The sequence below is a fragment of the Streptomyces sp. ALI-76-A genome (assembly GCF_030287445.1).
Lineage (GTDB): Bacteria > Actinomycetota > Actinomycetes > Streptomycetales > Streptomycetaceae > Streptomyces.
In genome coordinates this window covers 3,127,164-3,139,867 of sequence record NZ_JASVWB010000002.1, presented here as the reverse complement: position 1 = coordinate 3,139,867, position 12,704 = coordinate 3,127,164, and the positions used below count along the sequence as shown (strand labels likewise).

At 70.7% G+C, this 12,704-nt stretch carries 10 protein-coding genes; 7 read left to right on the top strand and 3 right to left on the bottom strand.

The features are described from left to right. Positions 1-28 precede the first annotated feature (28 nt). The gene (locus QQS16_RS15070; RefSeq protein WP_286062186.1) at positions 29-652 is read right to left on the bottom strand and encodes a toxin-antitoxin system, toxin component family protein; all 624 of its coding nucleotides are present in this window, start codon (positions 650-652) and stop codon (positions 29-31) included. 223 nt (positions 653-875) lie between these two features. Between QQS16_RS15070 and QQS16_RS15065 the strand changes: the two genes are divergently transcribed. From QQS16_RS15065 to arfA, 4 genes are all read left to right on the top strand, one after another. Then, positions 876-2,225, top strand: a complete 1,350-nt coding sequence (locus QQS16_RS15065; RefSeq protein WP_286062185.1) for an extracellular solute-binding protein — start codon at positions 876-878, stop codon at positions 2,223-2,225. Further along, on the top strand, positions 2,222-3,160 hold the full coding sequence (locus QQS16_RS15060) for a carbohydrate ABC transporter permease (RefSeq protein ID WP_286062184.1): 939 nt from the start codon (positions 2,222-2,224) through the stop codon (positions 3,158-3,160). Before QQS16_RS15065 ends, QQS16_RS15060 begins: the two co-directional genes overlap by 4 nt. Further along, the gene (locus QQS16_RS15055; protein WP_286062183.1) at positions 3,157-4,017 is read left to right on the top strand and encodes a carbohydrate ABC transporter permease; all 861 of its coding nucleotides are present in this window, start codon (positions 3,157-3,159) and stop codon (positions 4,015-4,017) included. The genes QQS16_RS15060 and QQS16_RS15055 overlap by 4 nt, the downstream gene beginning before the upstream one ends. Positions 4,018-4,177: 160 nt before the next feature. Next, the gene (gene arfA, locus QQS16_RS15050; protein WP_286062182.1) at positions 4,178-5,692 is read left to right on the top strand and encodes an arabinosylfuranosidase ArfA; all 1,515 of its coding nucleotides are present in this window, start codon (positions 4,178-4,180) and stop codon (positions 5,690-5,692) included. A gap of 10 nt (positions 5,693-5,702) precedes the next feature. Here the strand turns inward: arfA and QQS16_RS15045 are convergent, their stop codons facing one another. Then, the gene (locus QQS16_RS15045; RefSeq protein ID WP_286062181.1) at positions 5,703-8,615 is read right to left on the bottom strand and encodes a beta-galactosidase; all 2,913 of its coding nucleotides are present in this window, start codon (positions 8,613-8,615) and stop codon (positions 5,703-5,705) included. A gap of 83 nt (positions 8,616-8,698) precedes the next feature. Here QQS16_RS15045 and QQS16_RS15040 point away from each other — a divergent pair, with 83 nt between their 5' ends. The 3 genes from QQS16_RS15040 (at position 8,699) to QQS16_RS15030 (ending at position 11,573) form a co-directional block, all read left to right on the top strand. Beyond that, positions 8,699-9,157, top strand: a complete 459-nt coding sequence (locus QQS16_RS15040) for an RrF2 family transcriptional regulator (RefSeq protein ID WP_286062180.1) — start codon at positions 8,699-8,701, stop codon at positions 9,155-9,157. A gap of 310 nt (positions 9,158-9,467) precedes the next feature. Continuing rightward, positions 9,468-10,118 carry a DUF4360 domain-containing protein gene (locus tag QQS16_RS15035; RefSeq protein WP_286062179.1) on the top strand — a complete coding sequence of 217 codons (651 nt, stop codon included), beginning with the start codon at positions 9,468-9,470 and terminating at the stop codon, positions 10,116-10,118. Positions 10,119-11,252: 1,134 nt separating this feature from the next. After that, positions 11,253-11,573, top strand: coding sequence for a hypothetical protein (locus tag QQS16_RS15030; protein ID WP_286062178.1), 321 nt, complete (start codon positions 11,253-11,255; stop codon positions 11,571-11,573). 82 nt (positions 11,574-11,655) lie between these two features. On the opposite strand, the gene QQS16_RS15025 is transcribed toward QQS16_RS15030, so the two are convergent. Further along, positions 11,656-12,486, bottom strand: coding sequence for a hypothetical protein (locus QQS16_RS15025; RefSeq protein WP_286062177.1), 831 nt, complete (start codon positions 12,484-12,486; stop codon positions 11,656-11,658). Between the last annotated feature and the right edge of the window lie 218 nt (positions 12,487-12,704).

Here is a 12,704-nt window from a genome sequence, read left to right as displayed (position 1 = left end):
GCGAGGTCAGCCGCCAGGTGAAACCGCGTCACCGCGCCGCGCCTCCGCGTCCGCGGTAGCCCAGCGACCGCTGGACCGGGTCGAGGGGCGCGTCGGCGCCCCCGCCCGAGAGCAGGGGCCGGAAGGCGGCGGCGAGGCGGTGGCCGAATGCGTCGGCCTCGGCCTCGTCCTGTTCGCGGGAGCCGTCACGGGCGGCCACGGTCAGCGCGCTCTCCTTCCAGCCGGGCCGCTCGGCCAGGGCGTTCGCCGCCGCCGCACCCGCCCGGTGGTGGTGGGTGTGCCCGGCGTGCAGGTGCCACAACTCGTGGCCGAGGATGACCAGTTGCTGCACGGCTTCGGCCCGCTCCTCGACGATGACGAGGTCGAACTCCTGGAACTCCACCCACACACCGGTGACCTCGAACTTGTCGGGGAACCGCTCGAAGCGCAGCTCGACGGGCCGTCCGCCGCGGCGGACGCTCATCTCCTCGCACAGCGCCGCGCACAACTCGCGGACGCCGGCCGGGCGCCGGGGTCTGGCGCGCACGGCGGTGGCGAGGTCGGCCGTCAGGGCACGCATCGCCGACCCGCGCCGCGGACTGCGCGGCGCCAGGCGAACGAGCTGGGACCCGGCGATCCGGGACGCCGTCCTTCGCGCGCCCGCGATGTCCATCGCTCCCCCTTCTCACCGCTGTCCGGCGACTCGTCCGAGATTACGCGCCCGGAAGTGTCCGCGTCATGTGGTCCGGCGACCGTTGTTCAACCGGGAACGATCACTGATTTCCTGGAGTCCGGCGGAACTTCTGTCCCAGCCATTGACGCGCAAGCGCTTCGATTTTACGGTCCCGTTCGAAGTTACGAGCGTATTTCGAAATTTCGAACAGTGAGGGCAGGGCATGGGACGACCTGACCTGAACCGCAGGCAGCTTCTGGGCGGGCTCACCGGTCTGTTCGTCGCGGGCAGTTTCGGCTTCGCCGCGCTCGGCACGGGCGCCGACGCGCTCGCCGCCGGTGCACAGACCCGCGTGCGCTACTGGAACCTGTTCAGCGGCGGCGACGGATACAACATGATCGCGATGCTGGACGCCTTCCGTGCGGAGAACCCCGGCATCGACGTGAAGGACTCCACCCTCCAGTGGGGCAGCCCCTTCTACACCAAGCTGGCCATGGCGGCGGCGGGCAACCGCGCCCCGGACCTCGGCGTGATGCACCTGGGCCGGGTCCCCGGTTTCTCACCGGGCCGCCTCCTGGACCCCTGGGACGTCGGCCTGCTCGCCGAGTACGGCGTGCGGGAAGCCGACTTCAACCCCGAGCTGTGGAAGCGCGCCGTCATCGACGGCCGGCTCTACGCCCTCCCGCTCGACATCCACGTCCAGCTCTGCTTCTACCGCAAGGACGTGCTGAAGCAGGCGGGCCTGCTCGGCGACGACGGCCGGATGGTCCCGGTGACGTCGGCCGACGAGTGGTTCGACGTACTGAAGGAAGCCAGGAAGGCGACCAAGCAGGGGTTACAGACCCTCGGCCTGCACGCCAACGACCAGAACTTCATGTGGTGGTTCTTCGTCGCCTTCTACACCCAGCTCGGCGGCACCTTCTTCGACGACACCGACACCGAGGTCACCTTCGACACCGACAAGGCCGTCCAGGTCCTGGAGTTCCTGCGCCGGCACGTCACCGACGGCTACTCCGTCGCGGGCGCCGCCGACGGCGAACAGTTCGTCAACGGCGCGCCCTTCACCTGGGAGGGCAACTGGTCGGTGCCGGTCTTCACCGGCGCGAAGCTGGACTACGGCGCGACCCCGCTGCCGCCGGTCTTCGGCAGGCAGGCCACGCACGCCGAGTCGCACTCCTTCGTGCTGCCGCACCAGGCCGACCGCGGCGGCGCCACCGACGAGGCCGCGCACCGGCTCGCCGCCTACATCGTCCGGCACGCCCGGCAGTGGGCGGCCGGCGGCCACATCCCCGCCTACACCCCGACGCTGTCCTCGGCCGCGTACAGGAAGCTCGACCCGCAGAGCGAGTACGTCACCGCGATGGACCACCAGGCCACCGAGCCGAAGGTGTGGTTCGCGGGCTCCACCGGCATCCTCGCCCAGCGCGTCGGTCCCGTCGTGGTCTCCGCGTCGATGGGCTCGGCGAGACCGGACGCCGCCGCGCGCCGGATGAAGAGCACGCTCACCGAACTGCTCGCCATGAAGAACCCCATGGACGGCAGGACCGCCGCGCAGGGAGGCACGGGCTCATGACGGCGACCAGCGCCCGGACCGTGATCGCACCGGCACGCGCCAGGACCGCCGCACGGAGCGCCACCCGCCGCCGCCAGGGCTTCCAGCACGGCGGCTGGTTCGTGGCCCCGTTCCTCGCGCTGTTCGCGCTGTTCGTGATCTGGCCGCTGCTGCGCGGCCTCTACCTCAGTTTCACGGACGCCAACATCTCCGGCGACGCGGCGCACTTCATCGGGCTCGACAACTACCGCGAGGCACTGAACGACCCGCTGATGTGGGACTCGCTCGGCCACAGCGCGTACTTCACGCTGCTGGTCGTCCCCTGCATCACGGTCCTCGCCTTCCTCCTGGCGATGCTCGCCCACCACATCGAGCACGCCACGTGGCTGTGGCGGCTGTGCTTCTTCGCCCCGTTCCTGCTGCCGTCCACGGTCGCCGCCAACCTGTGGCAGTGGCTGTTCAACCCCGGCACCGGCATGGTCAACCACGTCTTCGGCATCGAGACGCCGTGGCTGACCGACAAGGCGTACGCCATGCTCGCCGTCGTCGTCTGCACCCTGTGGTGGACGGTCGGCTTCAGCTTCCTGCTCTACCTCGCCGCCCTCCAGGGCATCCCCGCGCACCTCTACGAGGCGGCCAAGCTGGACGGCGCGAACGCCTGGCACCGCATGGTCCACATCACGCTGCCGATGCTGCGCCACATCACCGGCCTCGTCGTGGCCCTACAGATCCTCGCCTCGCTCCAGGTCTTCGACCAGGCCGTCGTGATGACGGACTTCACGCCGGGCCCGGAGGAATCGACCAGGACGTTCGTGCAGTTCACCCTCGAACAGGGCTTCACCAGCTACCGCGTGGGCTACGCCTCCGCGATCTCCATCATCTTCTTCGTGCTCATCGCGGCCGTCGCCCTCGCCCGGATGTGGCTGCTGCGCAACCGTGAGGAGGGCGGCCGATGACCACCGCCGCACCGGTACGCGTCAAGCCCCGCACGACGTGGACGCCCAGCCAGATCGTGCTCACCCTGCTCGGTACCGCCGTTTCCGCGGTGTTCCTCGCGCCGCTGGTCTGGGCGCTGTTCACCTCGCTCAAGTCGGAGACCGAGGCCGTCGAGGTGCCGCCGCACTGGCTGCCCGAGGTCTGGACGGGCCAGGCCTGGACGGCCGTCTTCGAGACCGGCAACATCACCGACTGGTTCGTGAACTCGCTGGTGGTCTCGGTGTGCGTGACGACCGTCGTGCTGTTCGTGAGCGCGCTCGCCGGATACGGTTTCGCCCGCACCGAGTTCCGCGGCAAGGGCCCGCTGATGGGCCTCGTCATGGCCGGCCTGATGGTCTCGCCCGCCGTCCTCGGTGTCCCCCTCTTCACCACCGTCCAGCAGATGGGCATGGTCGACACCTACTGGGGCATGATCCTCCCGCAGTGCGCGCCCGCCGCGATGGTCTACATCCTCTACAAGTTCTTCCAGGGCATCCCGCGCGAGCTGGAGGAGGCCGCCTTCATCGACGGCGCGGGCCGCTGGCGCGTCTTCTTCACCATCGTCCTGCCCCTGTCCCGGCCCTCCCTCGCGGCGGTCGGCATCTTCACCTTCATCGCCTCGTGGAACAACTTCCTGTGGCCGTACATGGTGACCAACAACCCCGACCTGATGACCATGCCCAACGGCATCGCGACCGTGATGAACTCCTACGGCATCCAGTGGGCCCAGCTCATGGCGGGCGGCCTCATGGCGGGCCTGCCGCTGATCGTCGTCTTCGTCTTCTTCCAGCGCCAGATCGTGGCGGGTGTCGCGCACACCGGCCTCGCGGGCCAGTGACTCCCCCGAAGGAGCCGCGCGGTCGAAGCGCCTCGGACGTGCCGCGGTCGTCGCCGGCGGGTACACCGGTGCGGGAGGCCGGCCGGTGTTCGACGACCGAGGCCCGGACCGGCCGACGTACCACTCCTACGCAACAGAACCCTCTCCCCGAAAGGCGCACATGCACACCGCCCGCTTCACCCTCGACCCCGCCTTCACCGTCGGCGAAGTGAACCCACGCCTCTTCGGATCCTTCGTCGAACACCTCGGCCGCTGCGTCTACACCGGCATCTTCGAACCGGGCCACCCCTCCGCCGACGAGGACGGCATCCGCACCGACGTCCTGGACCTGGTCCGCGAACTCGGCACGACAGCCATCCGCTACCCCGGCGGCAACTTCGTCTCCGGCTACAAGTGGGAGGACTCGGTCGGCCCGGCCGAGGACCGCCCCCGCCGCCTCGACCTGGCCTGGCACTCCACGGAGACCAACCGCTTCGGCCTCTCCGAGTACATCGCCTTCCTCCGCAAGGTCGGTCCCCAGGCGGAGCCCATGATGGCGGTCAACCTCGGCACCCGCGGAGTCGCCGAGGCCCTGGAACTCCAGGAGTACGCCAACCACGCCTCCGGCACCGCACTCGCGGAGCAGCGCATCGCCCACGGCGACAAGGACCCCTTCGGCATCCGGCTCTGGTGCCTCGGCAACGAGATGGACGGTCCCTGGCAGACCGGCCACAAGACGGCCGAGGAGTACGGCCGTGTCGCCGCCGAGACGGCCCGCGCGATGCGCCAGCTCGACCCGGCCGTCGAACTGGTCGCCTGCGGCTCCTCCAGCCAGAGCATGCCGACGTTCGCCGAGTGGGAGGCGACGGTCCTCAAGGAGACGTACGACCTCGTCGACTACATCTCCCTGCACGCCTACTACTGGCCCGAGGACGGTGACGTCGACTCCTTCCTCGCCTCCGCCGTCGACATGGAGTCCTTCATCGACAACGTCGTCGCGACCGCCGACCACGTGGGAGCGCGGCTCAAATCGAAGAAGAAGATCAACCTCTCCTTCGACGAGTGGAACGTCTGGTACCTGCCCGAGTGGGAGGAGCACGCCAAGACGTTCCAGCAGGACGACTGGCCCGAGGCCCCCCGCCTCCTGGAGGACAACTACAGCGTCACCGACGCCGTCGTCTTCGGCTCGCTGCTGATCGCGCTGCTCCGGCACGCCGACCGCGTCACCGTCGCCTGCCTCGCCCAGCTGGTCAACGTCATCGCCCCGATCATGACCGAGCCGGGCGGCCCGGCCTGGCGCCAGACGACGTTCTTCCCGTTCGCGCAGGCCTCCGCACACGGGCGCGGCCAGGTCCTCGACGTCCGCGTCGACTCCCCGACGTACCAGACGCGGAAGTACGGCGAGACCCCCCTGCTGCACGCCACCGCCGTACGCGCCGAGGACGGCACGGTCACCGTCTTCGCCGTCAACCGCGGCCGCGCCGACGCCCTCCCGCTGGAGGTCGCGCTCACCGGTCTCGGCCTGTCCTCGGTCGTCGAGCACAGCGCCCTCGCGGACGCCGACCCGGACGCCCGCAACACCCTCGACGCCCCCGACCGGGTCACCCCGCACCCGGTCGAGGGCACCACGCTGACGGACGGCACCCTGACCGCCGTCCTGGAGCCGCTGTCCTGGAACGTGATCCGGCTGGCGTGACGCCGGGGGATCAGCGGCCGGGGGAGCCGACCGGGGTGACCGGCACTCCGCCGGCCGCCGCGCCCAGCAGCGTCAGCCGCACCCGGCCCGGCCCCGACGGTGTGGTTCCGTCGGACAGCACCGCCAGGGCGAGGGTGTTGGAGCCACGAGTGCGCAGGATCCCGTTCGGCAGGACGAAGGTGTGCTGCGGGCCCACGTCGTTGACGTACTGGCCCAGGTTCCAGCCGTTGAGGAAGATCTGCACGCGGTAGGCGCGGGACGGGTCGTCGTCGAGGGTGAGCCCGACCGAGGCGTCGGTGCCCGCGTCGACGGCGAGCCGGAACGCGGTCCGGTACCAGGTGACCCCCTGGCGCCGGTCGGCGCGCGGGAGGTCCGCCGTTTCCCAGTCGCCGTCCTCGTAGCCCGGCAGATGCCAGCCCTCCCGCTCCCCGAACAGGCCGCCGTTGTTCAGCGGCCCGCGCACGGGGTCGGGAGCCGCCGCGCCCTGCAGACGCCAGGTCACCTTCGGGCCGGCGCCCCCGAAGGTGACCGCCGTCAGCCCGCGGGCCACCTTGTGGCTGTCGCGTGCCGCGCCGTCCTGGTCGTGCTGCATCCGCCGGACGAGGACGGACAGGACGTGCGCGCCGCCCGCGTCACGCGGCTTCCCCCGCGGTCCCTCCGGCAGCGCGAACGTGGCCGTCGCCGCCCAACTGCCCCGCGTCGCCGTGCCGTCGGCCGGCACCGGCATCCGGTGCGTGCCCAGCGGCTCGCCGTCCAGCCAGGCCATCAGCAGGCCCTGCGTGCCCGTGCGGTAGGCGAGGGACACCGAGGTGACGGCGCCGGTGAAACGGCCCCGGTACCAGACGTCCCCGTAGTGGAAGCCGTAGTCGTCCGCGAACAGCACGGGCTGTCCCTCGGGCACCGGCGTGACGCTGTACGACGTCGTCCGGTCGGCGACGGTCCACGCGGCGTCGTCGAAGCCGGGCGCCGACTCCGGGTTCTCCGTCCGCCGCCGCCAGCCGCCGTCCAGCGCGGGCAGACGCACCGGCCGCACCCCGGGCAGGGGGTGCTCGGCCAGCAGGCTGCCGGTGGCGCTGGGCCGGGTCCGCACCGGGCCGTCGTTCCAGGTCACCTCGGTGATCCCGGGCGGCCCCCACACCTCCAGTCCGGTCTCCGCGACCGTGTCGCCGGTCAGCCGCACCGTGCCGCCGCGCAGCGTCACGTCACGCACCATCGCCGGTCCGTACACCAGCACCGGACCCGACGGGGTGTCGTACGGCCACAGCCGCAGGGAGGTCGCGTCGTCGGCGAAGAACAGCAGCAGCGGCCGGTCGTGCCCGCCGCCCTCGACCTTGACGCGGGTCAGGCCGCCGACGCCGAGCGGGGCGGTGACCCGCAGCAGACCGCGGTCGTACACCCACGCCCCCTCGGCGTCCAGCCGGGTCGTCGTCGGTTCCTCCGGGCAGTCCAGCACGACGTGCGCCATCTCGCCGTACGGCCCGGCGAACACGGCGATGTCCTGCCGCCCGGCGGTGAGGCAGAACATGGGCTGCACGGTGGAGAACCGCAGCTTCCGACGGCCCAGGGCCATGCCGGTCGCCAGCAGGCGGGCGTCCCGCGCCGGGACGGCCACCGGCACGTCGAAGTCGGTGCCGGGCAGCGTCGTGGAGACCCGCTCGCCGCTGTCGTTGCGCAGGACGTACACCTGGGCGCCGGTGTCCGGGTTGGTCAGGTGGTACGCCCTGAGCCGGTCGTCGGCGGGCTTCACCGCCGCCGCCGGCCTCAGCCGGGCGAAGTCGGGCTGGCGGCAAAGCAGATGCCCGAGCTGGTGCGTCGGGGCCAGCTTGGCGGTGGCGTTGCGCGCCTCGTCGAAGGCCGCCCCGTAGTCGTACGACGTGTAGACGGCCGGCGCGGGCAGCCAGCCCCAGGAGGTGCCGCCGAAGGTCAGGTACACGTTGTGCAGGCTGGCGCCGTGGGCGAGGCCGGTCAGGCAGGACCGCCGCTCGTACGCCGCGTCGTGGGTGCGCCGGGACTCCGCGTACCCCTTGCCCCCTGACCCGGACCCGCCCCACCCGTCGGACCGGCCCCCGCCGGCCTCCGGCACGAACCGGGGCGCCCTCGCTGCGCGGCCGGCCGTGGCCCCGCCGGCCCAGTGGACGTTCCCGCTGCTGTCGCTGTGGAACAGCGGAACGTCGATGCCGTCGGCGCGCGCCTTCCGGTGCAGGTGGGACAGGTAGTCGCGGCCGGCCGGCCCGGTGACGCGGGCGTCGTTCCCGTTCCCGTTCCCCTGCTCGTGCTCGTGCTCGTGCTCGTGCTCGTGCTCGAGCTGGTAGAGCAGGACCGTGCCGGTGCCGCGGGTGAACAGGTGCCGGGCGACGATCGCGTTCACCTCGGTCAGCCACTCGTCGGCGTGCTTCAGATAGGCCGGGTCCACGGTGCGGGCCCGGCCCTCGGTGGCCGTCAGCCAGCCCGGGAGGCCGCCGCCGTCGACGTCCGCGCCGATGTACGGGCCCGGGCGCACGATCACGTACAGGCCGGTCTCGGCGGCCGTCCGCAGGAACAGGTCCAGGTCGCGGACGCCCGTGAAGTCGTACCGGCCGGGCGCGGGGGAGTGGTAGTTCCAGGCGACGCGGACACTGACCGCGTTGTGACCGTACGCGCGCATCTTCTGCAGCACGTCCCGCCACAGCGACGGACTGGGCAGCCGGAACGGGTGCGTCTCGCCCGACCACAGGACCAGCCGCCGGCCGTCGACCAGCAGCGAGTACCGGTCGAAGCCGACCGTGTGCGCGCGCCCGTCGGCCGCCGGCGGGGCCGGCGCGGGCCCGGTGGGCACCCCGCGGGACGAGGAGGCGCCGGTCGGGGTTCCGCCGCTGCCGCCCAGCGTGAAGCCGAGCACCGTCGTACCGGCGAGGACGCTGAATGTCCGTCTGCTGAGCCCCAAGGGAGCGCCTCCTGTTGTGCCTGATCGTCCGCGACCGTGGGTGCTGGGTCATTCTGTACGGTCGGACCCCCCACAATTGTCATATGAGGATCTCTGCGCGGGCGGACTACGCGGTACGGGCGGTGCTGGAACTCGCCGTACGGCAGGGCGGCGGACCGGTGAAGGCGGAGACCATCGCCACTGAGCAGGACATTCCGCACAAGTTTCTGGAGGGGATCCTCGGCGATCTGCGGCGGGCCGGCGTCGTCGACAGCCGGCGCGGCGGGGGCGGCGGCTACCGGCTGGCCCGCGAGGCCTCGGCGATCACGGTCGCGGACGTCATCCGGGCGGTCGACGGGCCCATCGTGTCGGTACGGGGCGAGCGCCCCACGGGTCTGGCGTACACCGGATCGGCCCAGCCCCTGCTGCCGCTGTGGATCGCGCTGCGGGCCAACGTGCGCCGCATCCTGGAGGGTGTCACGGTCGCGGACATCGCCACGGGCGTCCTGCCCGAACCGGTCCGGCGGCTGGCGGCGGAACCGGAGGCCTGGGAGAACCCCTGAGGGAGCCCGGGCGATGAACCCGCTGGACGCCCTCATCCGGGACCACGTGGTTCCGGTCACGAGAGGCCGGCTTCGCCAGGAGGGGCAGACCGTCCGGCTCACCGCGCCGCACGGCGAGCACGCCGTCGTGCGGATCCCGGACACCGGTGGGTGCCGGAACCCTGTGAAATGTGCGGCTGTGAATGGCTTGAGTTCGCGCTGACCGTCTCGTGCGGGTCTTCCTACGATGCGAGCGCCCTCGGTCTTCACAGGAACTTCATCGATTCCTCACGGACTTGGGGCCTCCACCCCCCAACCCCTGGGAGAGACCATGGCCGGCGGACTCCTGCTGAGCGGCGCGATCGCCGCTCTGCTCACCACCGCACTGCCCGCGCAGGGCCCGTCCGACGGGTTCGAGGACCCGCCCCCGGACAGGATCGTCATCAAGGTCGCCACCGTGAACGGCTCCGGCTGCCCGCAGGGCACGGCCGCGGTCGCCGTCTCGGAGGACAACACCGCCTTCACCGTGACGTACAGCGACTACCTCGCGCAGGCCGGCGGCGGCTCCGACCCCACCGCGTTCCGCAGGAACTGCCAGCTCAACCTGATCGTCCACGTCCCCCAGGGCTTCACGTACGCCATCGCCAGCGCCGACTACCGCGGCTTCGCCGCCCTCCAGCCCGGCGCGAGCGGCACGCAGAGAGCCTCGTACTACTTCCAGGGCTCATCGAACACGGCGTTCCGCAACCACCCCTTCGCCGGCCCCTACAACGACAACTGGCAGGCCACCGACAGCACGGACTGGGCCCAACTGGTCTGGGCCCCCTGCGGAGTCCAGCGCAACTTCAACATCAACACGGAGTTGCGCGTGAGTGCCGGGACCCAGTCGCCCGGCAAGGTCAGCTTCATGACGATGGACTCGACCGACGGGGAGATCAGCACGGTGTACCACATGGCGTGGAAGGAGTGCCCGGAGTCGTAGTCGCACGGGGCCCGTGACACGAACTCGCCCCCGGCGACCGGGGAGAGGGCGAGTCACGGGCCCTGCGGGTCCCCTCGCCCGGCTGCTCGTACCCGGATGCGCACTGAACACTGGAACGACTGGTCGACCGTCCTTGTCGACGCTGGGACCGGTTGAAGCACAACGGATATGCGGCTACCTCTCACCTTCTCGAATTCTGGCGAACGAACGCCATCAGGATGAGAGCGAATCCACCGGCAGTCGCCAGCACCCCGGCTCCTGGGAGCATGTAGTTCTGACTCCGAGCGCCCAGGAAAACTCAAAGCAATCCGAACGCCGTCCCTGTGACCACGAACCAAGTCAGCTTCTTGGCTGGGCTGATCGGCATAGCATCCTCCTTTGTTCCGTTGCGTGTCTTCTCTTCGGGATATGTTCGTGACGCGTGAGACGGCGAGCACTCGCGGCTTTCGGGTGACATTCCGTCAAGGACTGTCAACCGAAAGCCGCGCTCTTCTATTTTGTTGTTTCTGTTTGTAGCCGTTGTGACTCTCGGGGATGCCCGTTTCACCAGCGGCACCGATACCGGCCAGACAGCCAGTGGCAGCGCTGAAGATCTTCTCTCCTGCGTCGAGGGCGTCGGAGAAACTGAACAGTCCGGTGGAAGTCGGAAACCGTGACCCCAGCGGTCACAGACGACGCGCAAGCTGTCACAAGAAGCACCTAAAGCGGCACGGCATGCCCCTCAACTCCGTTCCGATACGGGCCGGAATCGGCCCTACCTCTTCCCGGCCCCATATCGGGGCAAGAGGAGGCGAACCACCTCTGGAAACCTGAGGAATGCTCACTTCCGGCCCTGAATATGACGGGCGGCTTGACTGAAAGCGCTTCCCCGGCCGGGCTTCCGCCCTCTGTCCGGCTTCCACCCGCCGGTTTCAAGACAAGTTCAGTCCGCTCGACTGCCACCCCGACCTTCACTGAAGGGGTGCTGCGTCCTGGTTCATACGGATACGCCCCGCGTGGGAAGTTGTCTCGTAGGCCACGTCCGCCCCAAGAACGCCCCTGTGCGCGGCTCTTCACCGAATGCACACTTACGGCGTCCGGCGAGCCCGACCGCATCCGCGGCGGCCGCCGCTCCGAGCAGAGGACCTTCCCGCGATGACCGAACCGGGCAGACCCACGCCCTTGTGCCGCGCGCACAGCGCACGCCGCACTACGCCCGGCCGCCCCGCCCGCGCCGTCCAGTGCGCCGGCCGCCTGCTGTGCTGGAGCCTCGCCACCGCCATGGCACTGGCCGCCGCCGACGTCCTGCTCGACCCCCGCGCCCCCTGGTGGCCCTACACCTGGCCCGCGCCCTGGATCCTCACCTGCGCCTCCGCCCTCGCCTGGGCACTGCTGCGAGCCCGGGAGAAGACGATCGACGACCCACCCACCGACGACGAGGATCCCCACCAGGACGAGTGGGAACACGTCGCCTGAGACCCACGGGGCGAAGTGGCCGTTGCTGCCGGACGGAAGGTGCCGCTGGGATCGGTCTCGCCGGGTCCGGGTGGCCGCACGGTCAGCACGAGGACGCCGGAACCGCTGCGGCGGAACCTTGGCCGTCGTCGCCGGGGACTGGCCGGGTGAAGCGGTAGCACTGGTCGACTGCCGCCTCCGAGTTCGAGACGAGGACGGAGGCGGATACCGTGTGCCCCTCGTGGACCACGTCCTTGACGTCGAAGGAACGCCGTCCGGTGGGGTCGAGGGCATCCTGCACCCCGGCGCGCGTCAAGTCCTCGGCGTACAGGCTCGAGAAGCGCGTCAGCGCCAGACGAACCTGGCCGCCGATCTGAGTGCTCGGGCGGCACACGTCGTCCTCCCGCTCGGAAACTGTCGACGCCCACGCCTGCCCGGGGCGTTGGGTGTAGGTGAAGACGAAACACCGGGTCGCCCGCAGGGCCCCGCCACCGGGGACTATGGCCTTTCCGTCGTACTGGACGGATGCCGGGGCCGTGGCGGTGAACTCGCGACGGGATGCGTCGTAGCTGATCACAGGGGCTTCGGAGTGCTGCCAGATCACGCGGGTGAGTGCGTCCGCATCGGCGGCGCCGCTTCTGCCGAGTGCCCGCGCCGTGTCGTCCGCCGTGGCACGGGCCTGCTCCAGGACCGACGCCCATGCCTTCTCCGTGCGCTCGCTGTTGACGTTCCCGTCATGCCAGAGCCGATACCACAACCAGGAGGCGACGACGCCGGAAGGGATGATCAGCGCGATCAGCATGGTCAGGCAGCCGAGGTTCACGAGACGGTTCGCCCGTCCGGTGACCACCGCACCGGCGGTCTCGCGTGAGTCCATGTGCGACGGCTGTTCAGCGGGGCGGGGGCCGGTGCCCCAGCGGACGGCGTACGGCATGCATGGGGTGAGTCTGCCAGGCGGCCGGAGCCGAGGACCGGGAGACGGGCGATCAAGGCGACGCGCACCCGGGATCCGTCCACAGCCGCCCGATGGTGAGGCGGCGTATCCCTGGGAGTCCCTCGTCGTGCGCATCCGGCGGAGCGTCACCACCGTCCTCGACCGGGGCCCCGGCATCGGCGCGGCCGACGCATGTCTCACGGCTTCGGCGCGAGGGT

Coding starts and splice junctions, on each gene's coding strand:
- QQS16_RS15070 (WP_286062186.1), bottom strand. CDS start 652: ATGGACATCGCGGGCGCGCGAAGGACGGCGTCCCGGATCGCCGGGTCC.
- QQS16_RS15065 (WP_286062185.1), top strand. CDS start 876: ATGGGACGACCTGACCTGAACCGCAGGCAGCTTCTGGGCGGGCTCACC.
- QQS16_RS15060 (WP_286062184.1), top strand. CDS start 2,222: ATGACGGCGACCAGCGCCCGGACCGTGATCGCACCGGCACGCGCCAGG.
- QQS16_RS15055 (WP_286062183.1), top strand. CDS start 3,157: ATGACCACCGCCGCACCGGTACGCGTCAAGCCCCGCACGACGTGGACG.
- arfA (WP_286062182.1), top strand. CDS start 4,178: ATGCACACCGCCCGCTTCACCCTCGACCCCGCCTTCACCGTCGGCGAA.
- QQS16_RS15040 (WP_286062180.1), top strand. CDS start 8,699: ATGAGGATCTCTGCGCGGGCGGACTACGCGGTACGGGCGGTGCTGGAA.
- QQS16_RS15035 (WP_286062179.1), top strand. CDS start 9,468: ATGGCCGGCGGACTCCTGCTGAGCGGCGCGATCGCCGCTCTGCTCACC.
- QQS16_RS15030 (WP_286062178.1), top strand. CDS start 11,253: ATGACCGAACCGGGCAGACCCACGCCCTTGTGCCGCGCGCACAGCGCA.
- QQS16_RS15025 (WP_286062177.1), bottom strand. CDS start 12,486: ATGCCGTACGCCGTCCGCTGGGGCACCGGCCCCCGCCCCGCTGAACAG.